Origin of the sequence: Polyangium spumosum (assembly GCF_009649845.1) — a bacterium.
Taxonomy (GTDB): Bacteria; Myxococcota_A; Polyangia; order Polyangiales; family Polyangiaceae; genus Polyangium; species Polyangium spumosum.
In genome coordinates, this window is the sequence record NZ_WJIE01000019.1 from 74,346 (window position 1) to 98,772 (window position 24,427).

Below are 24,427 nucleotides of genomic sequence, written 5' to 3' on the forward strand. Positions count from 1 at the left end.
CGAATGGGCCAGGTTATGGCAATTTATTCGTCGGTCTTCTTCTCGTACCCGGGCAGGGGCGCGAAGCTGCCGGTCGGGATTTTCACGCCCTCCGGCGCCGCCGAGCCCCGCCCTGGCGCGGAGGGGGGGATGGATGGCGGGATGGATGGCGGGATGGACGGCGGGATGGACGGCGGGACCGAGGCGCGGGCGATCCGGGCCGCCACCCGCTCCGACGTCTCCCCCTCGGACGACTCCATCCCCATCGTCTCGCGCACGAGGATCCCCATCTGGTGACAGATGGTCGCGCCCTCCCGCACGCCGCGCTTCACGAGCAAAGAGGACAGCGTCTTTTCGAGCACGACGATCATCTGCCGAGGCGTCACGTTCCTCGGCAAAAACCCGGCCTCCCGCAGCGCGAACCGCAACGTCCCCCGCGCCTCCAGGCGGCTCAGCTTCGAAAGCCGCTCGAGCTCGTCCGCGACCCGCTCGAAGACCCGTGATCCTTCACTCATGATGCGGCTTCAATCGACGCGCAGACCGTATCATGGCGGAGGGCTCGACGTCGAGCCCCCCGCCATTCCGTTTTTCTCAGCGGTACGTTTCTAGTTGTTCTGGACGATGATCGCCCCGTACGCCGGCAGCTCGAACGACGTTCCCGTCGCGCCGGAGAGCAGCTCCGTCGCCGCCGCGGGCCACGTGATCGTCTGCGGCGTCGACGTCCGGCTCAGCACGACCGAGATCGACGCCGCGCCCTTCTCGAGCCTGTATTCGTAGACGTCCTCCGCGTTCTTCACCAGCGTGATCGTCGCGTCGAGGTCCGTGAACACCGCGTGCGCCTTCCGGATCCCGATGAGCTTCCGGTAGTGGTGCAAGAGGCTCGACGTGTCGGCCTCCTGCGCGGCCCACGAGGCCGGCTCCTCTTCCGACATGAACTTCACGAACGGATAATCCGGGTTCGGCGCCACCGTCATGCCCACGCCGGCGAAGGGCAGCACGCCGTCGTTCATCGTGTTCGTCGCCGCGGCGTCGATGTTCCAGCCCGTCGTCTTGTCGCCGACGAACACGTTCTTCTGGAACCAGCTCATCGGCTCGCGGATGAACTCGTCGCGGTCCCACGCCTCGTCACCGATGTACTTGTCGCGCTTGCCCTTCTTGCCGAACTCCTCGCCGTAATAGACGACCGGCATGCCGGGCACCGTGAGCACGATCGTCGCGGCCTGCGCGAGCTTCGCGGAGAGCGCCGCGCCCGCGCCCTCGAACTGCGTCGCCGGGCGCTCGAGGTCGTGGTTCGAGAGGAAACGCTCGAAGTAATGGTGGGGGCTGCCGCCATTACCGCCCGCCGCGAGCTCGGCCTGGAGCTTCTTCACGTACCCCACGAAATCGACGGCGTCGCCCGTCCCCCCGTTCACGAAATTGCCGACGATGCTGCGGAACGGGAAGTCGAACTGCGAATCCATGCCGCTGCCGTACGGCACCATCTTGCCGTACTGGGCCGGGTCGTCCCAGCGGTTCTCGCCCGTCAGGAGCACCGCCGCCGAGCCCGCGGGCCGGACGACGTCCTTCTTGACGAAATGGTTGAACTCCCTCCACCACACGTGCGTGCCGTGCTTGTCGAGCGCGATCGTGTTGTTGTCGTCGAACTGGTCGATGTGCTTCGACGCGTCGAGGCGATACCCGTCCGCCCCGAGGTCGATCCAGTGCTCGGCGATCTTCTTCATCTCCGCGCGGACCTCGGGGTTACGGTAATTGAGCTCCGGCATCGGCCCGCCGAAGATCTGGTGGTAACACTGGTAATTCTTGCACGCCCACATCACGGCCGAGCCGTCCCACGGGTGCCCGTCCGCCAGCATGTTCGAATACTGATCGGACCAGACGAACCAGTCGTGGTACTTCGTGTAATCGGCGTGCTTCGGGTCCGCGCCCGCGACGAACCAGGGGTTCACGTCGGCCACGTGGTTCTGCACGAGATCGAGGATGATCTTGATCCCCTCGGCGTGCGCCGCCTCCGTGAGGTCGGTGAAATCCTTGATCGTGCCGACCGACGGATCGATGTCGTAAAAGTCCGTGGTGTCGTAGCCGTGGTAGCTCTTCGCCTTGAACACCGGCGTCATCCAGATGGCGTCGGCGCCGAGGTCCTTCAGGTACGGCAGCGCCTTGCGCAACCCGACGAGATCACCCACGCCGTCGGTCTTCGTCTCGTCGATGCCGCTCTCCGTCTTCGAATCGCCCACCGCCTTCGTCGCGCCGCCGTCCGCGAACGTGCGGACGATGAGCTGATACATGATCCCCTTGCCGCCCCACGACGCCCAGTCGGCCGCGTCCGTGATCGGCGCATAGGAGATCGGCGTCAGGTCGAGCACCTCCGACGTGTCCGCGAGGAGCTCCCCATTCACGTCGAGCGACGTCGATATCTTGTAATACACCGGCTGGCCCGGCGTCAGGCCGGTGATCACGAGGCCATCCTTGTTGATGTCGTCCGCGGCCGTCCACGTCGCCGTCTGGTCGAGCGTGCCCGCGGCCGCGCCGTACTCGACCGTGCCCGTCGAGCCCTTCGCCACCCGGAACATCAGGCGCACGCTGCCATCGCCGAGGTCGATGAAATCCTTCGGGCGCGAGATTTCGTAGGCCGGCCCGGACGCCGTCGGCGGCGCGACGGAGACCGCCTGCCCCTGCGTGATCCAGCACTCGGCGATGCTCGGATCCGTGGCGTTTTTCGTGAGGTCGGCGAAACGAACCCCCGTCTCCACGTCCTTCTTGCAATCGCCGTTCGAGCATTGCACCGGGATGAGCCCGAGCCACGCGTCGTCGGCCTCGCCCGTCACGGTCACCCGCACGTCGGTGTACACGCCGAACGCGTCGGTCCCGTCGAACATCTGCGGCGAGCCCCACATCGGCGAGGCCGAGCCTGCGCCCCAGAAATGCACGCCCCACGTCTTCGGATCCCCGCCGTCCTGCAGGCGGTAATGGATCCGGATGAAGCTCTCCTGCATCGCGCCGCCGGCGCCGCCCGTGCCCCCGCCCGCGCCGCCGCCGCCCGTATTCGGGGTGAGCCCGCTCCCGCCCGCGCCGCCCGTGTTGAGATCCTCGCCTTCACACCCCGCGGAGATCGCGAGGAGGCAAGCGAACGAAGCGAGGACCGAATAACCAAGATATCGTCTCATCGTGAGCTCCCGTTCCATCGTTATTGCGCATTCCTGCGCAGACCACGCCTCGACCGGGTCGCCGCGAGCACCACGCCGATCGTGCCGAAGAGCCCCGCGCCCGCGCCGAGGCCGAGGCCGAGCAAGAATCGCCTCCCTGCCCCGACGGGCTCGGGCCGCGGCGCCGCCACGATCCCGGCGGCGGGCACGGAGTCGAGCACCATCGTCGAAAGATCGACCTCTCCGCGCGTCACGTCGAAGGGCCCCGCGGCCACCTTCACGCTCGCCCGATCCCCGCTCGGCGGCCCGCCCCAGATATCGTAATCGGGGTTCGGGCACGTCACCGGGCCCTGCCATCGATGACGGAGGATGTAGCGCCCCTGAAACGTGCTCACCTCCGCGGGCACCGCCGCCTGGCCCTCGCCGCCGCGCCCTCCTTGTATCGGCGGCGCGACCCGAAAGACGAGGTCCTCCCCGAGCTCGTCCTTGCCATAGTGCGCGTGGAGACGTGTATGCACGAGCATGCCCGGCGGCGCGCCGAGCAGCCGTTGCTCCTCGGCCGAGAGCACGGGGCCCGGGCACGGATCACACGACCCCGTGTCCCACGCATATTCGGTCACGATGACCCCGGGGTTCTTCTCGAGCGTCGCGTCGAAGAGCGCCGCGTAAAACTCGCCGAAACGCGCGCGGGCCGCCTCCTCGACCTCGATGTTCGTCGGGATCGTGACGTTCCGATGATTCGCGACCTCGTATCGGTCCTGCGCGAGCACGTGCACGACGAGGTCCTGCGCGCCGGCCGCGTTGACGAACCCGAGGCGCGCGGGCAGCCGGAGCGTCTCCTCGTCGTATTCGAACCGGAGCGGCGAGAGCACGGCGCGGCCGTCCCGCAGATCGATCTTCGAGGCGTCGACCTTCGCCACGAAGAACTTCATTCCCGCCTCGACGTAGGGCCGCAGCGCCTGCGCGGCGTCCCTCGGAAGGGGATAGCCGTGATCCACGAGCCAGGCGTCGAGCCCGCGTGGATCCTCGGCGCCGAGGATCACGACGTCGTATTCGCCGACCGTGAATTTTGCTTCGACCTCGACGCGGCGCCCTTGCATGCCCGCGCCCACGAGGCCCACGTCCGGCGGCGGGCCCTCGCCGCTGGGCGCAAACGCGAGCCCCGACGTGATGTCCGCGTACGTGCAAGGGTCCTGCTGCCACGATTCGACGAGCCGCGGCGCGCTGATCACGTCGAGGCGCTCGAAGAGGCCCTTCGGCAGCGTCTTCACCGCGTCCGCGGAGAGCACGACCGGCACGGGCACGACCATCACGAACGCCTCGGCCGGGCCCGCGTAGTCATTCTGCATCGAAACGACGGTGCGCGTCCCGCTGCGCGCGAGCACCACGCTCGCCGCGCCGCTCTCGAGCTTCGCCTCCGCGCGGCCCACGTAAAAACCCGGGAACGCGTCGGCCGGTGACGTCAGCACCATCGACGTCGAGAAGGCCCACGCGAAGACGCCCGCGGCGCGCATGCCCCGCAGGGTATCGATGGCCGCGGCGCGTTGTCACGGTTTTTCCCTCGCGAGAGAGGGCCCGGTCCGGATACGCTGCGCGACGTGGCTGACAAGGACGCCGCGGCGAGCCCCGAAGTGCGAGCCCGCCGCGCATCACGACGCACGCGGCAAAACCTGGCCGTCGCGACGATAACGCTCCTCGTCCCCATCACGGTCGCCCTCGTCCTGCTCGCCGAGTCCGAGGCGGGCCTCGCGCGGATCGCGCTCTTCAACCTGCACCTCGCCGAGCCACGCGCCGCCCTCGCCGTGGGCTTCGCGATCGGCTTCGCGCTCGCCGCGACCGCCGGGCTCGCGCGTTTCGTCGCCGATCGGCGCGCCCCGGCGTCGCTCGTCTGCCTGCCGCCCGCGCTGCTCGCCGCGATCACCTTCGCCGCCGGCCTCTCGTGGCTGCCCGATCCGCTTTCGCCCTTGCCCGACCTCCCCTTCGGCGAGCGCGCGCGCGCCGCGGCCTTCGCGCTCACGGTCCGCGCAGCCGTCTACGACGCGGGCCTGCTCGCCGCGGCGATCACGCTCGGCGCGGCCGCGCTCGCGCTCCGCCCCGCCCGCGCCACGGCCTCGATCAACAAGGACAAACGCCCGCTCGCCGCGCTCGTCGTCGCGACGCTCTCGCTCCCGGGCGCGGCGCTCGTGGCGCGTCTGCTCGGCGAGGAGGACCTCGGGCGGTACGCGGTCGGGAGCTGGGTCGCGGCGTTGCCCGCGGGCATGGGCCTCGTCGCCGTGGTGCTCGGCGCTTCGCGGACGAACCGCGGCGATGGTTACGCCGCCACGCGCCTGCTCGCCGCGGCGTGCGCGGGCATCGGGGGCGTGCTGCTCGCGGCGCTCGCGCCGGCGATGGGCGAGGCCATCACCCTCTCGACGCCCGGCACCCCCCTGGAAGAGCTCGCGCGCGCCGCGCACGACCTCCGCGGCAAGAGCCTCGACCTCGCGGCCTCGGGCGTGATCTTCGTGCTTCCGCTCGTCCTCACGACGTTCGCCGCGATGCCGCCGCGTGGGCTACGAGTGGCCCTCTCCCGCGCGCGCCCTTCCCTGCTTGTGACGCTGCTACTCGCGCTCGCGCCGGCCCTCTTCGTGCTCCCCACGCGCGCGGCGCTCAGGCACGTCGAGGCGCTCGCGAACGAGGAGCGCCGCCTCTCCGCGCACCCCGGCGGCCCGGCCGAGCCCCTCGAGCCCTACCCCCCCGCCCCCTGATCCTCCACGTGTGGCGGCAACGCGAACCGCTTCTCCTCGCAGCCGTACGCCGTCGGCGTCAACTGGATCACCGTGTGTAGCGGCACGCTGATCGACGGACACTCGCCCGGCGGCCGGTCCATCAGGTACGCGTAAATCGACCGGAGCACCGCCTGGTGCGCGATCACCAGCGTCGGCGAGCGCTGGCGCTCGAGCTGGATGATCAGCGGGTCGAGCCGCTGGATCACGTCCTCGTACGATTCCCCGCGGGGATAACGATACCGGAATTTGTCGGCGCTCCGCGCGGCCCACACGTCCGGCATCTCGATCCGCACCTGGTCGTACGTCATCCCGTCGCAGACCCCCGCGTCGATCTCGTCGAGCGCGCGCCACGTCCGCGGCGAGCGCGTGATCTTCGTCGCCGTCTGGATCGTCCGCCGGAGCGTGCTCGTCCAGACCGCGACCTCCTGATCCCGCTTCGCGTTCTTCCGAACGAACTCCGCCAGGTGCTTCGCGTACTCCTCGCCCGCCGGCGAGAGCTCGGGGTCGCCGCCGATGCGGCCGTGCTGGTTGTAGGCGCTCTGCCCGTGCCGCGTCAGCCATATCGGCCGCGGCGAGACGTGCAGGTCGATGAGCAGCGGCGCCAGGCGCGCGGGCAGATAGCCGTGGATCCGGTTCAGGATCACCTGCCGGCCGACGTCGATGATCTTGATGTAGCTCTGGTTCGGATCGTCGAGCGTCTCGTACATGGACTCGTAGTGGGCGATGCGCCGCAGGAAGTCCTGCGCCGCCGCGTCCGGGTCCATGTCCACGTAGTCGGGTGATTTGAGCTTCGTGTCGCGGACGTTCGCCTCGATCACCGCCGGGTCGTTGCAGAACGACTCGATGAAGACGACCGGCAGCCCCTCCTTGCGACACCGCTCCTCGACGAAGCGCCTTCGCTCCTTCGTGCTGTTCGTCGCGTCGAAGATGCCGACCTCGCCGCCCTCGCGCAGCCAGGCGAGCATGTCGTCGAGCGCCGTCATGGCGAGGTCGTGCAGGACCTGCCGGCCCTCCTTGTTCGTCGGCGCGAAAAAATCCGCAGGCTGGCTCGCCCCGATCTGCCGGCGGCGGTAGCTGCCCACGTTGAACACGCGGGTCGGATGGCCGAGCCAGCTCAGGTAACGCGCCACGCGGCGCCCGATGTACGTCTTTCCCCGCGCGGGGAGGCCGACCATGGACAGAACGGTCGTCGCCTTGTCTCGCTCGCCCGGCACCCTTTTGCTCCGTACCCCCGACACGGCACGCTCCATACCGCCCTACGAGGGAGGCGGGAAGGACGAATGCGCTCCACGCACGACCGCTCTCGCCTCCGCCGTTCCATGAAGCTCGGCATAACTCCGCCGAAACCCGAAGCAGCGTGTATTCAGCTCACACCGCCCGCACGCTTCGGCGCGGACGAACTCGCCCCCGTCGTGCCCCGCGGGGATCTCGGCGAGGTCGAAGAAACCACGCGGATCGACGGGCGCGAGGCAGAGCGGGATCCCGCACATCGACTCGAACCCGAGCACGGAAATGCCGGCCGCGCGCGCGATCTCGAGGCCCTCTCGCATCGCGGGCAAGAGATCGCCGTACCGCGGGATCAGGCTCTCCGTGCGGGGCACGAGGTCGGTGAACCCTCCGACGACCGAGACGTTGATCTGCGCGGCCGGCCAGCGCGCCGCGACGAGGCGCACGAAATCCGGGAAATCCGCCCTGTTCGGCGCGCAAAAGACGAAGTTCAGCCGGACCTGGATCTTCGTCTGCGCGAGCGCGTCGAGGCCCCGCGCCGTCTTCTCGAACGTGCCCGGCGCGCGCGTGATCACGTCCGAGACCTCGGCGCGTGATCCGTGCAGCGACACGAACGCCACATCGAGCCCGGCCTCTTCGAGGCTGCGCGTGAGCCCCGCGTCGGCGAGGCGCACCGCGTTCGTCTGCAGCTCCACGGTGATCGCGCCCTCACGCTTCGCGAGCTCGACGTACGCGAGGAGGCGGCCGTTCAAGGTCGGCTCGCCGCCCGAGATCTGCAACACGCCGCCCGCGCGGCCGACCTCGAGGATGGCGCGGCGCACGTCCTCCTCTTCGGGCGCCGGCAGGTGCGTCGAGACGAAGCAGAAATCGCAGGCCTGGTTGCACTGGAACTGGATCCGCACGATGTACGAGGGCACGAGGTGACCGTCGGGCGTGCGGTGGACGTCACGCGTGACGAGCTCGCGATCGATCTGCTCGCGGATCGACGAGATCACCGTGAGCTTGCGGCGGACCCGGTCCTCCGTGAGGGGACGGAAGCGCGACGCGGGTTCACGCGAGAGGAGCGGGCTCGGCACGCCGGGGCAACGATCCGCGACGACACACGTGCTGCACGCGGCGACGCGCGCGTGGCCCGGGCGCGTGGCGCCGCCGGGGCTCAACGCGTAGAGGTGCGCGAGGCGCGCGGGGCGCTCGAACGAGCAAGGAGGGATCGCCGCGCCGGGGTCGAGCGAGAGCGGGATCGCGGCCTCACGCGCGGCTTGATCGAGCCGCTCGAGCGCGCGCGCGGCGCCTTCGAGGGGCGCGAGCGTCGCGGGATCGGGCGCGTCCACGGGGACCGAGGCGACGAGGCGCGAGACCGGGAGATCCGCGGCGCGCAGGCGGCCCGGGATCGACGCGACGAGCTCGAGGTTCTCCCGGACGATCGGCGTCGCGATCTCGAGCGGGATCCCCGCCGCGACGAGGGCACGCGCGCCCGCGAGCGTGGCGGAGAACCCGCCCTCGTCCCGCGTGATCACGTCCGCCTCGGGGCCAAACGCCGGCATGTGCACGCGCGCGATCGAGAGGCCCGCGTCCACGAGGGAGCGCGCGAGGCTCTCCGTGACGAGCGCCGCGTTCGTCTCCAGCACGACGCGCTCGGCCCCGCGCGCGCGGGCGTGCTTCACGAGGGCGGCGAGGTCCCGGCGCATCGTGGGTTCGCCGCCCGTCAGGACGACCTCGCGCGCGCCCTCCGCGAGCGCGGCGTCGATGCGGGCGAGCACGGACCTCGGGCGAACGAGCTCCGGCCGCTCGGCCGGTCTTCGCGCCGAGCAGAAGCTGCAACCCTGGTTGCAGGTCTCGTTGGTGAGCACCCGCGCGACGCGCATCGAGGGCATCATCCTACCCCAAGCCCGTGCCTCTTGCGCGCGACCTCTGCTGCGGCGAAGAATGCGGGTACGCATGAGCCCCCGCGCCGGCACGACCGACACGAGCCTCTTGCTCGCGCCGGGTTGCAACCTCGCTTGCCCCGTCTGTGATTGCCGCGGCAAACCGGCCGACCTCGGCACGCGGCAGCGCGAGCTCCGGCGCGGCGGCGGCGTGCTCGAGCTGCGCGGAGAAGCTTCACGCCTGAAGGATCTCGGCGAGGCCGTACGAGCCGCGCGTGACGCGGGCTGGGGCGCGGTGTACGCGCGGACGAACGGCGTGGCCTACGCCGCGCAGGGGCGCGCCGAGGAGCTCCGCGCCGCGGGCCTCACGGGCGTCGTGTTGTTCCTCGCGAGCGACCGGGCGGCCGTACACGACGCGATCGCCCGCGTGCGTGGCGCCTTCTCCGCGGGGCTCGCGGGCCTCGGCGCGATCGCGGCGACCGGGCTCGACGTCGTGTTCGAGGTGCCGGTGCTCGACCCGTCGATCCAGGATCTCCGCGGGACGATCGCGCTGCTCGCGACCACGGCGCCGAGCACGCGTCGCGTCCGCCTGTACACGCCCTCCGCGCTCCGCCCCGTGGATGGTCGCACGCCGCGTGAGCTCTCGCCGCCGCGCTGGGATCGAGCGCGGGAGGCGCTGCTCGCGGCGATCACGTTCGCCCGCGAAAGAGGCCTCGAGATCACGTTGACCGAGCGGGACGGCATCCCGCTCTGCGCCGTCGCGACGAAGGACCCCGACGGCTCGGTCGTGATCCCCGAGCGCCTGCTCGCGGATCGCGGCGGCCGGCCGATCCCGCGCCACGCCACCTCCTCGCTCGCGCCGAGCTGCGAGGCTTCTTGCGGCGCCTCGCGCGCCTGTCCTGGCACGACGACGCTCTACCTCGCCACGCACGGCGCCGCGGGTTTGTCCCCCTTGCCTCGCGCCCCGCAGCAGCGCCCGCGCGAGCGCTGGGACGAGACCCGGAAAAACGCGGCGCGCGCGGCCTTCTTCACCGTCCTTCGGCCCACGGTCCACTGCAACCAGGACTGCTGGTTCTGCAGCGCGAACGAGACCTCGCACAACGTCGAGGAGGATCCGGGCCGGATGATGCGCAGGATCGCGCGGCTCGGCCGGACGGGCGTCGAGCAGATCTCGTTCAGCGGCGGCGAACCCACGCTCTCGCGCCACCTCGTCGATTACGTCTCCGTCGCCAAGCGGACCGGCGTCCGCAGCATCGAGCTCGTCACGAACGCCGTCCTCCTCGACAAACCCGAGAAGGTCGACGCGCTCGTCCGCGCGGGCCTCACGAACGTCTTCGTCTCGCTGCACGCGCACGACGAGGCGCTCGCGCGGCAGATGACCCGCAAGATGGGCGACCACGCGCGCACCCTGCGGGCCTTGCACCTCTTCGCGCGCCACGACGAGCTCCGGCTCGACGTGAACCACGTCGTCTCCGCGCAGAACTTCCGCCACCTCGTGCGCTTCGTCGAGTGGATACACGCCGAGTTCGGCGCGCGGATCGGCATCTCGTTCGCGTACGTCACGCCGCAATACAAGGCCCTCGAGCGCCTCGCCGACCACGTCCCGCGTTTCTCGGACGTCATGCCCTACCTGAAGCGCGCGATCGCGCGGGCGAGCGAGCTCGGCGTCGAGGTCGTGGTCGGCTCGCGCCAGGGCGTGCCGCCGTGCCAGCTCGAAGAGATGATGCCGTGGAGCGACGTGCTCGTCTCCTTGAGCGGCGCGCTGACGGAGGACCTCCCGCAGAAGCAAAAAGGCCCGGCCTGCGCCGATTGCCGCTTCGACCTCGTGTGCACGGGCGTGTGGAAGCCTTATGCGGCGGTCTTCGGCACGGGTGAGCTCCGGGCGATCCCCGGCGAGAAGATCACGCCCGAGAAATGCCTGAACGAGCCACGTATCGCCCGCTTCCGGCCCGGGATCGATCGCCTCGACGAGCTGCGCTTCGGCGACGGCCGCGTCCCGCACAGCGCCGAGATCCCGCTCCCCGAAGCGCCCCGCGAGCGTGTCCACCTGCCCGTGGCCCCGACCGAAGCCACGTCGCCGGCCCTGCGCGTCGCGATCGTCGGCACGGGCCGGCGCGGCCTCGCCTTCGCGAAGGCCCTGGAGCAAGCGGGCGGGTTCGTCCTCTCGGGCATCACCTCGCCACACGCGCCCGACAAGGACCTGCCGGAGATCGCGGCCGATGTTCCACGCGCGCGCTCGCTCGCCGAGCTCTGCGCGCGCGCCCCGATCGACGCCGTCATCGTCGCCACGAGCACGCGCGAGCACGCGGAGATCACGCGCGACGCGCTCGCCCGGGGCCTGCCCTGCCTCGTGGAAAAACCGCTCGGCGCGACGCTCGCGGAGGCCGAAGCGCTCGCCGCCGAGGCCAAGGAGCGCATCACGGTGGCGCAGCAGCTCCGCGCGGCGGGCGGGCTCGAAGAGGTCCTCTCGGTGCTCGCGGATCGGAGCGGGGCCACGCGTCCCGTCGAAATCGAGGTCATCCATCGAGCGACGCCCTCCTCGCCCGCGAGCTTGCACGCGTGGTCGCGCACCGCGCTTTACGAGCTCCTGATTCACCTCGGCGACCTCGCGCGCGCCGTGGCCGGCGAGGACCTGCGGGTGCGAAAGGCCTCGGCCAAGGGCGGCGGCAGGCCCGAGCGCGTGACCGTCCGCGCGCGTGGACAAGGCCCTCTGCAGCCCGACGTGACGATCGAGCTCTTGCTCGCCGAGGTCGCGGACGCGCTCGAAGTACGCGCGCGCCTCGCCGATGGAAGGCGTGTGTCGTGGATACGGTCCGAGGGCCGGGACCTCGTGGAGGTGAGCGACGCCGGCGGCAAACGGACCCGCACGCCGCCGCGCGGCGGCGACCTCGCGCGCCTCTGCGTCGCGTTCCGGGAGAGCGTCCTCCGCGGCGATCGGCCGAAGGTCACGGCGGAGGACGGCGCGCGCGCGATGCGGCTCGCCGCGGAGGTGATCACAGCGCTGGAGGCCTCCGGTGCGCCGTTTGATCGTGCCGCCGAGCCGAAGCGCGTGGCCTCGGTCCCGCTCCGGGATCGGGTCGGCTGACGAGGCTTCACGCCCCGAGCTCGATCTCCACGACCCCCACGTTCGACGTCACGAGCCCATCCCGGTCCACGTCGTGTCCACGCTCGCGCCCGTGTCGTAATCGATCGTGTGCAGGATCCCGAAAGAGGCGATCGCCGCGTACACGGCGCGTTTCTCGGGATCCCAGTCGCATCCCCAGGAGAAGCCGAGGCGGGGCTCCGCTCGTTCGATCGGACGATGCCCGAGGAGATCAACCGCGTGGTCACGGACGGCGTCGCCGACCTCCTGCTCACCTCATCGATCGACGCCGAGGCGAACCTCCTGCGCGAAGGCACGCCACGCGAGCGCATCCGCTTCGTCGGCAACGTGATGATCGCCGCGCTGCACGCCGCGCTGCCGCGCGCTCGAGAGCACGGCCTCGTGGAGTGCGCCGAGACGAATCGCTTCGGCCGCAAGGACATCCCGAACGTCACCACGAAGGGCCTGCTCACGCCGAAGCGCAACTTGCCGCGTCCGCTCGTCCAGCACCTCGCGAGCACGGTCCTCGGCGCGCTCGCCGACGGGGTGCGCCATCGCGCGCGCGAGCACGAACGCAAACGGAGCCCCCGCATGAGCCGCGCCGCGGCCACCTCCGGCCCCGCGGAGTGGATCTGCTACGCCGCCTCGGCGCTGCCGGGTGTCTGCCTCGCCCTCGCCACGCGCGCCGGCATCGTCGGCGAGACGGCCGCGCTGTACGTCTTTTCCTCGAGCTTCGTCGGCCTGAACCTCGCGCACATGGCGGCCACCTGGTCCCGCTGTATGCCCTCGCGAGCGGGCATTATGTTCAATATCTGTATTTCCTCCCTGGGCCGCGGCCATGATCGGCGTCAACCTCGCCCATTACTGGTTCGACCACCGCATCTGGCGTGTCCGCCCCGCCCCCTCCGGCGCGAGCCCGGCGCTGCCCGAGCCCGCCTGATTCAGCCCGCACCCCAGCCCACGGGGGCGATCCAGGCGAGCACGATCAGCACGCAGAGGAGGATCCACATCGCGTCCGGGATGATGGCCTTGCCAAACGCGGGCCTGCGCTCGAGCAGCGGATCCTCGATCCGGGGGCGCCCGAAGATACGCGGAAAGGGGAGCGCGAAGAGGAGCAGGAGCGACATCGGCTCGAAATACGGCATCGTGCAGAGCAGGATGATGTTCACGTGCAGCGCGCATATCACCCACGCCCACGCGAGGCGCCAGCGCGCGCCGAACAGGAGGACGAACGAGCCCCCCTCGATCACGAGCGTCAGCAGCGCGGAGAGCCGCGCGAGATCCGGGCTCTCGACGAGGGCTTGTCGGTACGAGAGGAGCCACGGCCACGCCGCGAGTGGCTCCTGCGAGAGGACGAGCCAGCGAATCTGGCTCGGATTGACCCAGCCAAACCCCGACGCAAAGAGCTTGCTCAGCGCCGAGCCCACGTACCCGGCCGCGATACAGGCCATCGCGCCCGCCTCGGCGAGCGACTCGCGAAACGGGCGCCCCTCGGGCGTCTCGGCGATAGGCCCCGCGACGACGCGGGCCCAGACGGCGCCGAGGACCCAGCCGAAGAGCATCGCCCCCGGGAAGAAGCAGTTCCGCGACGGCGTGCCGAAGAGCTCGATCTGCCACTGGCTCAACACGGCCATCCACGTGATCGCCCAGAGGCCCGCGGCGATCGTCCACCGACCGAGGGCGACGAAGAGGAGGCCCACCGCGGCGAGGCCAAAAAGCGCCCAGGCGAGGGCCGGGGTGTTCGGCAAGAATTGCAGGACCCCGGGCGATTTCGGCGCAAAATGGGGGTCGCTCGCCATCCGCGCGACGGACCAGGCCTCACCCAGGAAGACGAGCCCCGCGATCGCGGCGAGGCCGATACGCAGCGGGGCGCGCGAATACCCATCCCACGGGGAGCCGTACGCGAGGCTCAAGGCGCCCTCCGGCGTACGCGGCAAACGGCGATCTCGCAATCGTCGATCGCCGGCGGCCCCGGGCGATCTTCGAGCTTCCACGTCCGCCAGACGAGGCGCGCGCCTTCCATCCCCGAGGCGTCGGACGTCACGTGCGCGTCGAAGTGGACCTGCAGGTCGCGGGCGACGTATTCGACGCGCCCTTGATCATGGTGCGCGCAGTGCCGGACGTCGTCGAGCTTCGGCCACGCGGGCGCGCAGGAGAAGGCGTCGAACGCCGTGATCTCCGCGGCCTCGCCCGAGGCGTCGATCACCACGAGGACCCGCGACGCGACGTCGGGCGAGCGCCCCTGGTACATGTCGAAGACCGAGAGCGGGAAGAAATTGCGTACGCCCCTCGCCGCGAGCAGATAGGCGATCGCAATCGCCCACGCAGCGACCATGGCGAGCTTGTGGCGTTCGTCCCGATGCCCGCCCGCGAGCGACATTGGCGGGAGCCTACCATTCACGGATCGACGCGCGCAACACCTCCCTCGCGAGGGCGCTGGCACATCGGCTCCGCCCGGCGTAACCTCCCGCCCCATGCGTACCCTCCCGGCTCTCGCCCTCGCGGGCGTCGCCCTGCTCTTCGCCCCCGGCGCCCTCGCCGAGGGCGACCCCGCGCGCGGCAAGCAGCTCCTTTTCGAGCGCGGATGCGCGGCCTGCCATTCCTTCGACGGCTCCGCGCGCCCCGGCCCGACCTATCAGGGCCTCGTGGGCAAGACCCGCAAGGTCATCACCCAGGAAAAACCCCGCGAGCTCGTCGCGGACGCGGCCTACATCCGCCGCAGCATCCTCGAGCCGAACCACGACATCGTGGAGGGGTACATGCCCGGCGCCATGCCGGGGCTCGCGATGCGCGAGGGCGACGTCGATCACCTCGTCGCCGCGATCGTGGAGATCGGCACGCCCGAGAAACCCGCGGAGGTGGCCACGAAGGCGAAGGACGGCAGCCTCGGCGTGCTCGCGGCCGCGACGCTCGCCTTTTTCCTCGGCCATGTGGGGCTGTCGAGCCTGACGATCCGGCGCCCGCTCATCCAGAAGCTCGGCGACAAGGGATTCCAGGGAATCTATTCGATCCTCGTCCTCGCGGCGTTCGTCTGGATGATCTTCGCTTATCGCGCGGCGCCTCACGAAGAGCTCTGGCGCGCGCCGCCGTGGACGCGCGGGATCCCGCTCGTCGTCATGCCGATCGCGTTCTTCTTCATGGTCTGCGGCTTCACCACGAAGAACCCCACCGCGGCGGGCCAGGAGAAGACGATCGGCGCCGAGCCACGCGGGATCGTGCGCATCACGCGGCACCCGGGGTTATGGTCGTTCGCGCTCTGGGGCCTGGCCCATATCCCGCCGAACGGGGACGTGGCGTCGGTCTGCCTCTTCGGCGGGATCGTTTGCCTCGCGATCGCGGGGATGTTGCACATCGACAGCCGCCGCAAGGCCACGCTCGGCGAGGCGTGGGCGCCGTTCGCCGAGAAGACCTCGATCGTGCCGTTCGCCCGCGGGGGCGTGGGCAAGGCGTTCGCCGAGATCGGTATCGTGCGGTTCGTCGTGGTGATCTTGCTTTACGTCGGCATGCTGCACGGGCACCGGATGCTGATCGGCGTGTCGGCGATGCCTTAAGCCTCCGTCAGCGGAATCCCGCACAGATTGGCGATGAGCGACACGAGCCGCCCGAGGTCCACCGGCTTCGGCACGTGCCGCTGGAACCCCGCGGCGAACGCGCGCTGGCTGTCCTCGCTGCGGGCATAAGCCGTCAGCGCGATCGCCGGGGTCCGCCCGCCGACCTCCGGCGGCAACGTGCGAATGCTGCGAATCAGCGCATAACCATCCATCCCCGGCAGGCCGATGTCGCTCACGAGCACGTCGGGCCGCGAGCGCGAGAGGTCGTCGAGCGCCTCGTCGCTCGACGCGGCGAGCGTCACGGTCGCGCCCCGCTCCTCGAGCACACGCCGCAAGAGAGAACGCGCGTCCTCCTCGTCGTCGACCACGAGCACCTTGAGCCCCGACAAACGCACCTGCTTCTCGGTCGGCGCGGCGCTCTCGTCCTCGGACGCGCGCGTCGCCGGCGTGCTCCGGATGGGCAGCTCCACCGTGAATGTCGCGCCCTTGCCCACGCCGTCGCTCGCGGCGCGGATCGTCCCGCCGTGCGCCTGGACCATTTGCTTGACGAGCGCGAGCCCGAGCCCGAGCCCTCCATGCCGCCGCGCCGTCGATCCGTCCGCCTGCCGGAAGGCCTCGAAGAGATGCGGCATGAACGCAGGATCGATCCCCTGCCCGGTGTCGCGCACCCGGAGGAGCAGCTTCGAGCCGCGAAGACACGCGCTGAGCTCGACCTCGCCGTCCTTCGGCGTGAATTTGATCGCATTCGACAGAAGATTCCAGACGACCTGCTGGAGCCGCTCGGGATCACCGAGCGTGAAGCCGAGCGGCCCGAGCCGGACCACGAGCTTGACGCCGCGGGACTCCGCCACGGGCCGGAGCGACTCGACGGCGGCCTGGGTGACCTCCACGAGGTTCGTCGGCACCATATCGAGGCGGAACTTGCCGCTCACGATACGCGAGATGTCGAGCACGTCGTCGATGATGCGCGCCTGCGCCCGCGCATTCCGCTCGATGACCGAGAGCGCCCGCTCGACCTGCGGCGGCGCCTTCTGGCGCGCGAGGACGGCCCAGCCGAGGATCGCGTTGAGCGGCGTCCGGAGCTCGTGCGAGACCGTCGCGAGGAATTGGTCTTTGGCCAGGCTCGCGAGCTCCGCCTCGGCGCGCGCGGCGCGCTCGCGCTCGAGCAGCGCGGCGCGCTCGGCCTCGTGCGCCGAGCGCTGGAGGTGCCGGGCCACGGCCCAGGCCGCGCGCTCCGCCATCGCCGCGAAGAGCCGCTTGTCCAGATCGGCGAACCGGCTCGCCTGGCTCGATCCGATGACGGCCACCCCGACGACCTCCCCGAAATGGAGGAGCGGCACGCCATAAAGCGCCCGCGTGCCCCTGGATTTCACGCACGCGCAATCCGGGAACGACAGGGCGCCCTCCATTTCGACCGGCTGCTTGCCCGCGGCGATCGTCCCGCAGAAGCCCTCTCCGATACGCACGGAGAAACCCTCGTCGACCTCGTGCGGGCCCACGACGGCGCGCACGCGGAGGTCCTCGCCCTCGCGGAGCAAGACCATCGCCGAATCCGCCGCGTCCGCCGCGCCCAGGAAGACATCGAGCAGCTCGCGCAAGAGCACGCCGAGCTCGTCCGTCTCGAGCGCCGCCGTCGCGATCCGCTCGAATGCCACGAGCCGGCGCACGGCCTCGTCGCGCTCCCGCGTCCGGAGCTCGACCTGCGCCTTGCGGATCTCCTCCCTCTGCTGGAAGAGATCCACGAACGCCTTCACCCGCGCGCGGAGCACGTCGACGTTGAACGGCTTCGTGATGTAATCGGCGGCGCCGCTCGCATACCCGCGGCGCGCGTACGCCTCGTCGCGGTGGATGGCCGTCAAGAACAGGATCGGCACCTCGCGGCCATACTCGGTCTCGCGCATGCGGCGCGCGACCTCGAAGCCGTCCATGTCCGGCATCTGGACGTCGAGCAGCACGGCCGCGAACGGCTCACGACGCACGCACTCCAGGGCCTCGATCCCCGATTTCGCCTCCACGAGCCGGGCCCCGAGGGGCTTCAGCACCGCGGCGAGGACGAGCAGGTTTGCGGGGGTATCGTCGACGAGCAGGACGCTCGCCAGCGGCGTGCGTTGTTCCGCGTTCATGATCTCCTGGGGGGCCAACATTCGCAATCCCATCAACCCGTGGGGCTCGGGCAGACATGCTTCTTGAAGCGCCAGCCGTGGATGACGGCGAGCAGCCGCTCCGGGTCGACGGGCTTCGTCACGTAATCGGAGGCTCCGGCCGCGAGCGCCTTCTCGCGATCCCCCTTCATCGCCTTCGCGGTGAGGGAGATGATGGGCAGCGATTGGAACTGGATGATGTCGCGGATGGCGCGGGTCGCGGTGAGGCCGTCCATCTCCGGCATCATCGTGTCCATGAGCACGAGGTCGACGTCCGGGTGCTCCTGGAGCAACTCGAGCGCGACGCGCCCGTTCTCCGCGTGGAGCACCTCGATCTGCCGCGCCTCCAGCACCGTGCGCAGGGCGAACAGGTTGCGGTTGTCGTCGTCGACGAGCAGCACCTTCATCCCGCCGAAATCGGCGCCCGGCGGCAAGAGCCGGACGAGGTTGTCCGTGGACGGCGGCGCCGAGCTCGACTCCTCGCGGTCCGGGATCTCCGGGCCGACGTAATTCGCCGGCAGGTACAGCGTGAACGTGCTGCCCCGGTTCGGCGCGCTCACGACGTCGATCGTCCCGCCGAGCAGGCGCGCGATCTCGCGGCTGATCGTGAGCCCGAGGCCCGTCCCGCCATATTTGCGGCTCGTGGTCCCGTCGGCCTGCTGGAAGGCCTCGAAGATGAGCTTCTGCTTCTCCGGCGGGATGCCGATACCCGTGTCCTGCGCGGAGAAGCTGATCATCGTCTCGCCTCGATCCCCCGGCGCCACGGCGATCGTCATGGATACGCCGCCCTCGCTCGTGAACTTGAATGCGTTCGAGAGCAGGTTCTTCAAGATCTGCTGGAGCCGATTGACGTCCGTGTAAAGCGTCTCGGGCAGCCGCGGATCCATGCGCACCTCGAACGACAACCCCTTCTGGTCGGCGACATGTCGGAACGTCTGCTCCAGGTAATCGCGGACGTCTGCGAGGCGGAAGGTCCTCGGATCGATCGGCATCTTGCCCGCCTCGACCTTCGACAGGTCGAGGATCTCGTTGATCAGCGCCAGGAGATCGTTGCCCGACGTGTAGACGGTCTGCGCGAAGCGGACCTGCTCGGCCGTGAGATTGCCGGCCTGGTTGTCCGCGAGCATCTTCGACAGGATGAGCAGGCTGTTGAGCGGCGTCCGGAGCTCGTGCGACATGTTCGCGAGGAACTCCGACTTGTATTTCGAGATGAGCTGGAGCTGCTCGGCCTTCTCCTCGAGCGAGAGGCTCGCGAGCTCGACCTCGTTGTTCTTGATCTCGAGCAACTTCGCCTTCTCGTTGAGCTCCGCGGCCTGCGCCTCGAGCTCCGCGTTCGACTTCTTGAGCTGCTGCAAGAGCTCCTCCGTCCGCATGCTGGAGGAGATCATGTTGAGGATGACGCCGATCGAATCCATCAATTGATCGAGGAACGCGAGGTGGTTCGCGATGAACGGCTTGAACGAGGCGAGCTCGATGACCGCCTTCGTCTCGCCCTCGAAGAGCACGGGCAGGACGACGACGCTGCGCGGCGGCGCCTCCCCCATGCCCGTCGCGATGTAAATGAACCCGTCGGGCACGTCGTGGAGCATGATGCGCTTCTTCTCGAACGCGCATTGCCCGATCAGGCTCTCGCCCATTCGATACGAGTTCGACAGGTTCTTGCGCCCGCCGAAGCCATAACTCGCGATGAGGTGCAGGCCGGACTCGCCGCTCGGGTCGCTCTCCATCATGTAAAACGCGCCGTGCTGGGCGTCCACGAGCGGCGTGAGCTCGGACATGATGAGCCGGCCGACGGAGACGATGCTGCGCTGGCCCTGCATCATGCTGGAGAACTTGGCGAGGTTCGTCTTGAGCCAGTCCTGCTCCTGGTTCTTGTGGGTCGTGTCCTTGAGGTTGCCGATCATCTGGTTGATGTTGTCTTTCAGCGCGGCGACCTCGCCTTGCGCCTCGACGGTGATGTATCGGGTGAGATCGCCCTGCGCGACGGCGGTGGACACCTCGCCGATCGCGCGCACCTGCGCCGTCAGATTGCCGGCGAGCTGATTGACGTTATCGGTCAGGTCGCGCCACGTGCCGGCCGCGCCGGGCACCTTCGCCTGACCGCCGAGCTTGCCCTCGATACCGACCTCGCGCGCGACCGTCGTCACCTGATCGGCGAAGATACGCAGCGTGTCGGTCATGTTGTTGATCGTCTCGGCGAGCGCGGCGACCTCGCCCTTCGCTTCGAGGACGAACTTCTGGCTCAGGTCGCCATTGGCGACCGCGGTCACGACCTTCACGATGCCGCGCACCTGCTTCGTCAGGTTCGAGGCCATGATGTTGACGTTGTCGGTCAGGTCCTTCCAGACGCCGGAGACGCCCGGCACCTTCGCCTCCGCGCCGAGCTTGCCCTCGATACCGACCTCCCGCGCGACCGTCGTCACCTGATCGGCGAACGTGCGCAGCGTGTCGGTCATGTTGTTGATCGTCTCGGCGAGCGCGGCGACCTCGCCTTTTGCTTCGAGGACGAACTTCTGGCTGAGGTCCCCATTGGCGACCGCGGTCACGACCTTCACGATGCCGCGCACCTGCTTCGTCAGATTGGCGGCCATGACGTTGACGTTGTCGGTCAGGTCCTTCCAGACGCCGGAGACGCCCTTCACCTCGGCCTGCCCGCCGAGCTTGCCCTCGGTGCCGACCTCCTTCGCCACGCGCGTCACCTCCGCGGCGAATGAATTGAGCTGATCGACCATCTTGTTGATGACGTCCTTGATCTGGAGGATCTCTCCCTTGACGTCGACGGTGATCTTCTGCGTCAAATCGCCGTTCGCGATGGCCGTCGCGACCTTGGACACGTCGCGGAGCTGGACCGTGAGGTTCGACGCCATTGCATTGACGTTGTCGGTCAGGTCCTTCCACGTGCCATAGACGCCCTTCACGTCGGCCTGCCCGCCGAGCTTGCCCTCGGTGCCGACCTCCTTCGCCACGCGCGTCACCTCCGCGGCGAACGAGTTCAGCGTGTCGACCATCGTGTTGATGGTGCTCTTCAATTCGAGGATCTCGCCGCGCGCGTCGACCGTGATCTTCTGCGAGAGATCCCCCTTCGCGACCGCCGTCGTCACCTTCGCGATGTTGCGGACCTGCGTCGTCAAATTGGCCGCGAGCACGTTGACGTTGTCCGTCAGGTCCTTCCACGTGCCGGAGACGCCCTTCACGTCCGCCTGCCCGCCGAGCTTGCCCTCGGTGCCGACCTCCTTCGCCACGCGCGTCACCTCCGCGGCGAACGAGCGCAATTGTCCGACCATGACATTGATGGTGTTCTTCAGCTCGAGGATCTCGCCGCGCGCGTCGACCGTGATCTTTTGCGAGAGGTCCCCGCGGGCGACGGCGGTCGTCACGTTCGCGATGTTGCGCACCTGCACCGTCAAATTGGCCGCGAGCACGTTGACGTTGTCGGTCAGGTCCTTCCACGTGCCGGAGATGCCCTTCACCTCGGCCTGCCCGCCGAGCTTGCCCTCGGTGCCGACCTCCTTCGCGACGCGCGTCACCTCCGCGGCGAACGAATTGAGCTGGTCGACCATCACGTTGATCGTGTTCTTCAGCTCGAGGATCTCGCCGCGCGCGTCGACCGTGATCTTCTGCGACAGATCACCCTTCGCGACCGCCGTCGTCACGTTCGCGATGTTGCGGACCTGCGTCGTCAGATTGGCCGCGAGCACGTTGACGTTATCGGTCAGGTCTTTCCACGTGCCCGACACGCCCTTCACGTTGGCCTGACCGCCGAGCTTGCCCTCCGTGCCGACCTCCTTCGCCACGCGCGTCACCTCCGCGGCGAACGAATTGAGCTGGTCGACCATCTTGTTGATGACGTCCTTGATCTGCAGGATCTCGCCCTTGACGTCGACGGTGATCTTCTGCGTCAGATCGCCGTTCGCGATGGCGGTCGCGACCTTGGAGACGTCGCGGAGCTGCACCGTCAGATTGGCGGCGAGGCCGTTGACGTTGTCCGTCAGGTCCTTCCACGTGCCGGAGACGCCGCGCACCTCGGCCTGACCGCCGAGCTTGCCCTCATTGCCGACCTCCTTCGCCACGCGCGTCACCTCCGCCGCGAACGACGAGAGCTGGTCGACCATCACGTTGATCGTGTTCTTCAGCTCGAGGATCTCGCCGCGCGCGTCGACCGTGATCTTCTGCGAGAGATCACCCTTCGCGACCGCCGTCGTCACCTTCGCGATGTTACGCACCTGGGCCGTCAGATTGGCCGCGAGGCCATTGACGTTGTCCGTCAGGTCCTTCCACGTGCCGGAGACGCCCTGCACCTCGGCCTGCCCGCCGAGCTTGCCCTCGTTGCCGACCTCCTTCGCCACGCGCGTCACCTCCGCCGCGAACGAGCGGAGCGTGTCGACCATCGTATTGATGGTGTTCTTGAGCTCGTAGATCTCGCCGCGCGCGTCGACCGTGATCTTCTGCGAGAGGTCGCCATTGGCGACCGCCGTCGTCACCTTCGCGATGCTGCGCACCTGGGCCGTCAAATTGGCCGCGAGGCCGTTGACGTTGTCCGTCAGGTCCTTCCACGTGCCGGAGACGCCCTTCACGTCCGCCTGGCCGCCGAGCTTTCCCTCCGTGCCGACCTCCTTCGCGACACGCGTGACCTCCGCGGCGAACGACGAGAGCTGGTCGACCATGACGTTGATCGTGTTCTTGAGCTCGAGGATCTCGCCACGCGCGTCGACCGTGATCTTCTGCGAGAGGTCGCCCTTCGCGACCGCCGTCGTCACCTTCGCGATGTTACGCACCTGGGCCGTCAAATTGGCCGCGAGGCCGTTGACGTTGTCCGTCAGGTCTTTCCACGTGCCGGAGACGCCCTTCACGTCCGCCTGCCCGCCGAGCTTGCCTTCGTTACCGACCTCCTTCGCGACGCGGGTGACCTCCGCGGCGAACGAGTTGAGCTGATCGACCATCGAGTTGACGGTCGTGCCGATGCGGAGGAATTCGCCGCGGACCGGGCGACCGTCGATTTCGAGGACCATCTTCTGCGAGAGGTCGCCGCGGGCGACGGCGGTGATCACGCGGGCGACCTCGTTCGTCGGGGCGACGAGGTCGGAGATGAGCTGATTGACCGACGACATGCAGCTCGCCCACGAGCCCTTCGCGGGGCCGACGGAGGCGCGCTCGTGCATCTTGCCCTCCTGACCGACGACCTTGCCGACACGAACGAGCTCGCTCGTCATGTGCTCGTTCAGGCCGATGATATCGTTCAGGAGCTCGCCCGTGCGGCTCAGGATGCCGTCCTTCTGGTACTCGAAGCGGACGGTGAAATCGCCCTGCTTGACGGCCTTCAGGACCTCCTGGAGGTGCTCGACCTCGGCGCGGTTGTCGTCCGAGAGCCGCTCCCACTCCGCGATGGCCGAGGCAGCTCCGCGGCTCCGCGTGCTCCCGCTCTCGCCATTCGGGGTCTTGCGCGCGCCATGGAGACGCGCAGTCCGGCTCTGCTTCGAGACGACGACCTCTTTTGTGCTCATTCCTCGTTCCCCCGGGACATGCTTGGTCCGCCACACGACCACTCCTCGGAGTGAGCGGTCCTGACCCAGTGTGGCCAAGGGCACAGGCTTAGCTTGGTTCGAGACACCGTGCCCGCACCTTAATGCATGAGGCCGTCACGTCGTGACACGAGAATGCACGCCTCCGCCTGCCTCGCCGCGCTCCGCAGCTCGGTTGCAGGGTATGCACGCGGGTGGTACGCACTCGCCCCGGGAGCGAAATTGACCGAGGAGCGGCGATTGCCTGACGAGGTCGCGCGGTTCATCGCCGACCACATCACTTCGGTGGAGCAACTGGAGATCCTGTTGCTCCTGCGCAGCACACCCGAGGAGGAGTGGACGGCCCGCGCGATCTCCGAATCTTTGCGCACGAGCGAGCAATCGGTGAGCCGCCGCCTGGCCGATCTGGAGTCGGGCGGCCTCGTCGCTTCCCGCCCGGGCTCCGCGCAACGCGTCTACCAGTACGCTCCTGCGACGGACGCTTTGCGCGACGGCGTCACGAACCTATCGTCGGCCTACACGGAGCTGCGTTACAAGGTGCTCGACAGCATCTTCTCGAACCCGATCTCCAACCTGCACGTCTACGCCGAGGGGTTCCGGTTCAGAAAGGATCGGGATGGCTGAGTTCGTCTATTCCCTCTGCCTGGTGGCCAGCCTGGTCTGCGCAGCGCTGCTGCTCAAGAATTACCGGCACACCCGGCTGCGCCTCATGTTGTGGACGGGGCTCTGTTTCTCCGCGCTCGCCCTGAACAACCTGCTGCTCCTCACGGACCTCTTGATCGGGCAGCTCGCCGATCTCGCGATCCCGCGCGTCGCCACCGCCGTGATCGCCGCGGGGCTGCTGCTGTACGGCATGATCACGGAGGTCACGTGATCCAGGTCCTGTCGGGCGCCTTCGTCGGCATGGCCCTGGCCATCAGCCTCTTTTTCTTTCAATTCTGGCGAAAGAGCCACGAGCGGCTGTTCGCGCTGCTCGCGCTGATCTTCGCCCTCCTCTCGATCGAGCGCTCCGTGCTGGCGTTCGTCCCCGCCGGGCACGAGAGCCGGCACCTCATCTTCCTCGTCCGGCTGCTCGCGTTCGTGCTCCTCATCGTGGGCATCGTCGACAAGAACCGCGGACAGCCCCGCCGCTTCGGGCCGCGGCCGCGTTGACGG

The 24,427-nt window shown here is 69.1% G+C and carries 17 protein-coding genes and 1 pseudogene; 7 read left to right on the forward strand and 11 right to left on the reverse strand.

The annotated features are described in order from the left end of the window. Nucleotides 1–23: 23 nt before the first annotated feature. The 3 genes from GF068_RS43920 to GF068_RS37840 form a co-directional block, all read right to left on the reverse strand. Nucleotides 24–494, reverse strand: a complete 471-nt coding sequence (locus GF068_RS43920) for a hypothetical protein (RefSeq protein ID WP_170319905.1) — start codon at nucleotides 492–494, stop codon at nucleotides 24–26. A 90-nt stretch (nucleotides 495–584) separates the two neighbouring features. Next, complete coding sequence (locus tag GF068_RS37835; RefSeq protein WP_153824419.1) at nucleotides 585–3,143, reverse strand: alpha-amylase family glycosyl hydrolase; 2,559 nt, start codon at nucleotides 3,141–3,143, stop codon at nucleotides 585–587. A gap of 20 nt (nucleotides 3,144–3,163) precedes the next feature. Then, on the reverse strand, nucleotides 3,164–4,636 hold the full coding sequence (locus tag GF068_RS37840; protein ID WP_153824420.1) for a DUF2330 domain-containing protein: 1,473 nt from the start codon (nucleotides 4,634–4,636) through the stop codon (nucleotides 3,164–3,166). An 84-nt stretch (nucleotides 4,637–4,720) separates the two neighbouring features. On the opposite strand from GF068_RS37840, the gene GF068_RS37845 reads away from it, so the two are divergent. After that, nucleotides 4,721–5,866 (forward strand): hypothetical protein, encoded by a 1,146-nt coding sequence (locus GF068_RS37845; protein WP_153824421.1) that lies wholly within the window; start codon nucleotides 4,721–4,723, stop codon nucleotides 5,864–5,866. On the opposite strand, the gene GF068_RS37850 is transcribed toward GF068_RS37845, so the two are convergent. Together GF068_RS37850 and GF068_RS37855 are read right to left on the reverse strand one after the other, a co-directional pair. Continuing rightward, the gene (locus tag GF068_RS37850; protein WP_153824422.1) at nucleotides 5,848–7,137 is read right to left on the reverse strand and encodes a 6-phosphofructo-2-kinase/fructose-2,6-bisphosphatase; all 1,290 of its coding nucleotides are present in this window, start codon (nucleotides 7,135–7,137) and stop codon (nucleotides 5,848–5,850) included. The genes GF068_RS37845 and GF068_RS37850 overlap by 19 nt on opposite strands. A gap of 6 nt (nucleotides 7,138–7,143) precedes the next feature. Next, entirely contained in the window at nucleotides 7,144–8,979 is a 1,836-nt protein-coding gene (locus GF068_RS37855) for a radical SAM protein (protein WP_170319913.1), read from the reverse strand. A 73-nt stretch (nucleotides 8,980–9,052) separates the two neighbouring features. On the opposite strand from GF068_RS37855, the gene GF068_RS37860 reads away from it, so the two are divergent. Further along, a complete protein-coding gene (locus GF068_RS37860; protein WP_170319914.1) occupies nucleotides 9,053–12,064 on the forward strand; it encodes a radical SAM protein in 3,012 nt (1,003 codons plus the stop codon). Between the two features lie 153 nt (nucleotides 12,065–12,217). Beyond that, nucleotides 12,218–12,451 (forward strand): annotated as a pseudogene (locus GF068_RS47495) (UDP-N-acetylglucosamine 2-epimerase); the annotation flags it as partial. On the opposite strand, the gene GF068_RS47500 reads toward GF068_RS47495, so the two are convergent. The 4 genes from GF068_RS47500 to GF068_RS45795 form a co-directional block, all read right to left on the reverse strand. Beyond that, nucleotides 12,338–12,616 carry a hypothetical protein gene (locus tag GF068_RS47500; protein ID WP_240808019.1) on the reverse strand — a complete coding sequence of 93 codons (279 nt, stop codon included), beginning with the start codon at nucleotides 12,614–12,616 and terminating at the stop codon, nucleotides 12,338–12,340. The pseudogene GF068_RS47495 and the gene GF068_RS47500 sit on opposite strands and share 114 nt — an antisense overlap. An 80-nt stretch (nucleotides 12,617–12,696) precedes the next feature. Then, complete coding sequence (locus GF068_RS46660) at nucleotides 12,697–12,819, reverse strand: hypothetical protein (protein ID WP_275939328.1); 123 nt, start codon at nucleotides 12,817–12,819, stop codon at nucleotides 12,697–12,699. A gap of 183 nt (nucleotides 12,820–13,002) precedes the next feature. Then, nucleotides 13,003–13,974 carry a hypothetical protein gene (locus GF068_RS45790; RefSeq protein ID WP_153824425.1) on the reverse strand — a complete coding sequence of 324 codons (972 nt, stop codon included), beginning with the start codon at nucleotides 13,972–13,974 and terminating at the stop codon, nucleotides 13,003–13,005. Further along, a complete protein-coding gene (locus GF068_RS45795) occupies nucleotides 13,971–14,441 on the reverse strand; it encodes a hypothetical protein (protein ID WP_170319915.1) in 471 nt (156 codons plus the stop codon). Before GF068_RS45795 ends, GF068_RS45790 begins: the two co-directional genes overlap by 4 nt. 94 nt (nucleotides 14,442–14,535) lie before the next feature. Here GF068_RS45795 and GF068_RS37880 point away from each other — a divergent pair, with 94 nt between their 5' ends. Then, complete coding sequence (locus tag GF068_RS37880; RefSeq protein WP_170319916.1) at nucleotides 14,536–15,612, forward strand: NnrU family protein; 1,077 nt, start codon at nucleotides 14,536–14,538, stop codon at nucleotides 15,610–15,612. On the opposite strand, the gene GF068_RS37885 is transcribed toward GF068_RS37880, so the two are convergent. Both GF068_RS37885 and GF068_RS37890 read right to left on the reverse strand, forming a co-directional pair. Further along, on the reverse strand, nucleotides 15,609–17,735 hold the full coding sequence (locus GF068_RS37885; protein WP_170319917.1) for a response regulator: 2,127 nt from the start codon (nucleotides 17,733–17,735) through the stop codon (nucleotides 15,609–15,611). The two genes, GF068_RS37880 and GF068_RS37885, sit on opposite strands and share 4 nt — an antisense overlap. A gap of 32 nt (nucleotides 17,736–17,767) precedes the next feature. Further along, a complete protein-coding gene (locus GF068_RS37890; RefSeq protein ID WP_153824429.1) occupies nucleotides 17,768–23,254 on the reverse strand; it encodes a HAMP domain-containing protein in 5,487 nt (1,828 codons plus the stop codon). Between the two features lie 258 nt (nucleotides 23,255–23,512). Between GF068_RS37890 and GF068_RS37895 the strand changes: the two genes are divergently transcribed. Genes GF068_RS37895 through GF068_RS37905 form a run of 3 tightly spaced genes read left to right on the forward strand, consistent with a single transcriptional unit; the run spans nucleotide 23,513 to nucleotide 24,424 of the window. Next, nucleotides 23,513–23,896, forward strand: a complete 384-nt coding sequence (locus GF068_RS37895) for a winged helix-turn-helix domain-containing protein (RefSeq protein ID WP_170319918.1) — start codon at nucleotides 23,513–23,515, stop codon at nucleotides 23,894–23,896. After that, on the forward strand, nucleotides 23,889–24,146 hold the full coding sequence (locus GF068_RS37900; RefSeq protein WP_153824431.1) for a DUF5985 family protein: 258 nt from the start codon (nucleotides 23,889–23,891) through the stop codon (nucleotides 24,144–24,146). Before GF068_RS37895 ends, GF068_RS37900 begins: the two co-directional genes overlap by 8 nt. Beyond that, nucleotides 24,143–24,424: a DUF5985 family protein gene (locus GF068_RS37905; RefSeq protein WP_338046740.1), complete on the forward strand. Its 282-nt coding sequence runs from the start codon at nucleotides 24,143–24,145 to the stop codon at nucleotides 24,422–24,424. The genes GF068_RS37900 and GF068_RS37905 overlap by 4 nt, the downstream gene beginning before the upstream one ends. Nucleotides 24,425–24,427 lie beyond the last annotated feature (3 nt).

Coding starts and splice junctions, on each gene's coding strand:
- GF068_RS37840 (WP_153824420.1), bottom strand. CDS start 4,636: ATGCGCGCCGCGGGCGTCTTCGCGTGGGCCTTCTCGACGTCGATGGTG.
- GF068_RS37900 (WP_153824431.1), top strand. CDS start 23,889: ATGGCTGAGTTCGTCTATTCCCTCTGCCTGGTGGCCAGCCTGGTCTGC.
- GF068_RS37880 (WP_170319916.1), top strand. CDS start 14,536: ATGCGTACCCTCCCGGCTCTCGCCCTCGCGGGCGTCGCCCTGCTCTTC.
- GF068_RS37885 (WP_170319917.1), bottom strand. CDS start 17,735: ATGAACGCGGAACAACGCACGCCGCTGGCGAGCGTCCTGCTCGTCGAC.
- GF068_RS37850 (WP_153824422.1), bottom strand. CDS start 7,137: ATGGAGCGTGCCGTGTCGGGGGTACGGAGCAAAAGGGTGCCGGGCGAG.
- GF068_RS43920 (WP_170319905.1), bottom strand. CDS start 494: ATGAGTGAAGGATCACGGGTCTTCGAGCGGGTCGCGGACGAGCTCGAG.
- GF068_RS37890 (WP_153824429.1), bottom strand. CDS start 23,254: ATGAGCACAAAAGAGGTCGTCGTCTCGAAGCAGAGCCGGACTGCGCGT.
- GF068_RS37855 (WP_170319913.1), bottom strand. CDS start 8,979: ATGCGCGTCGCGCGGGTGCTCACCAACGAGACCTGCAACCAGGGTTGC.
- GF068_RS37860 (WP_170319914.1), top strand. CDS start 9,053: ATGAGCCCCCGCGCCGGCACGACCGACACGAGCCTCTTGCTCGCGCCG.
- GF068_RS47500 (WP_240808019.1), bottom strand. CDS start 12,616: ATGGCGCACCCCGTCGGCGAGCGCGCCGAGGACCGTGCTCGCGAGGTG.
- GF068_RS46660 (WP_275939328.1), bottom strand. CDS start 12,819: ATGTGCGCGAGGTTCAGGCCGACGAAGCTCGAGGAAAAGACGTACAGC.
- GF068_RS37835 (WP_153824419.1), bottom strand. CDS start 3,143: ATGAGACGATATCTTGGTTATTCGGTCCTCGCTTCGTTCGCTTGCCTC.
- GF068_RS45795 (WP_170319915.1), bottom strand. CDS start 14,441: ATGTCGCTCGCGGGCGGGCATCGGGACGAACGCCACAAGCTCGCCATG.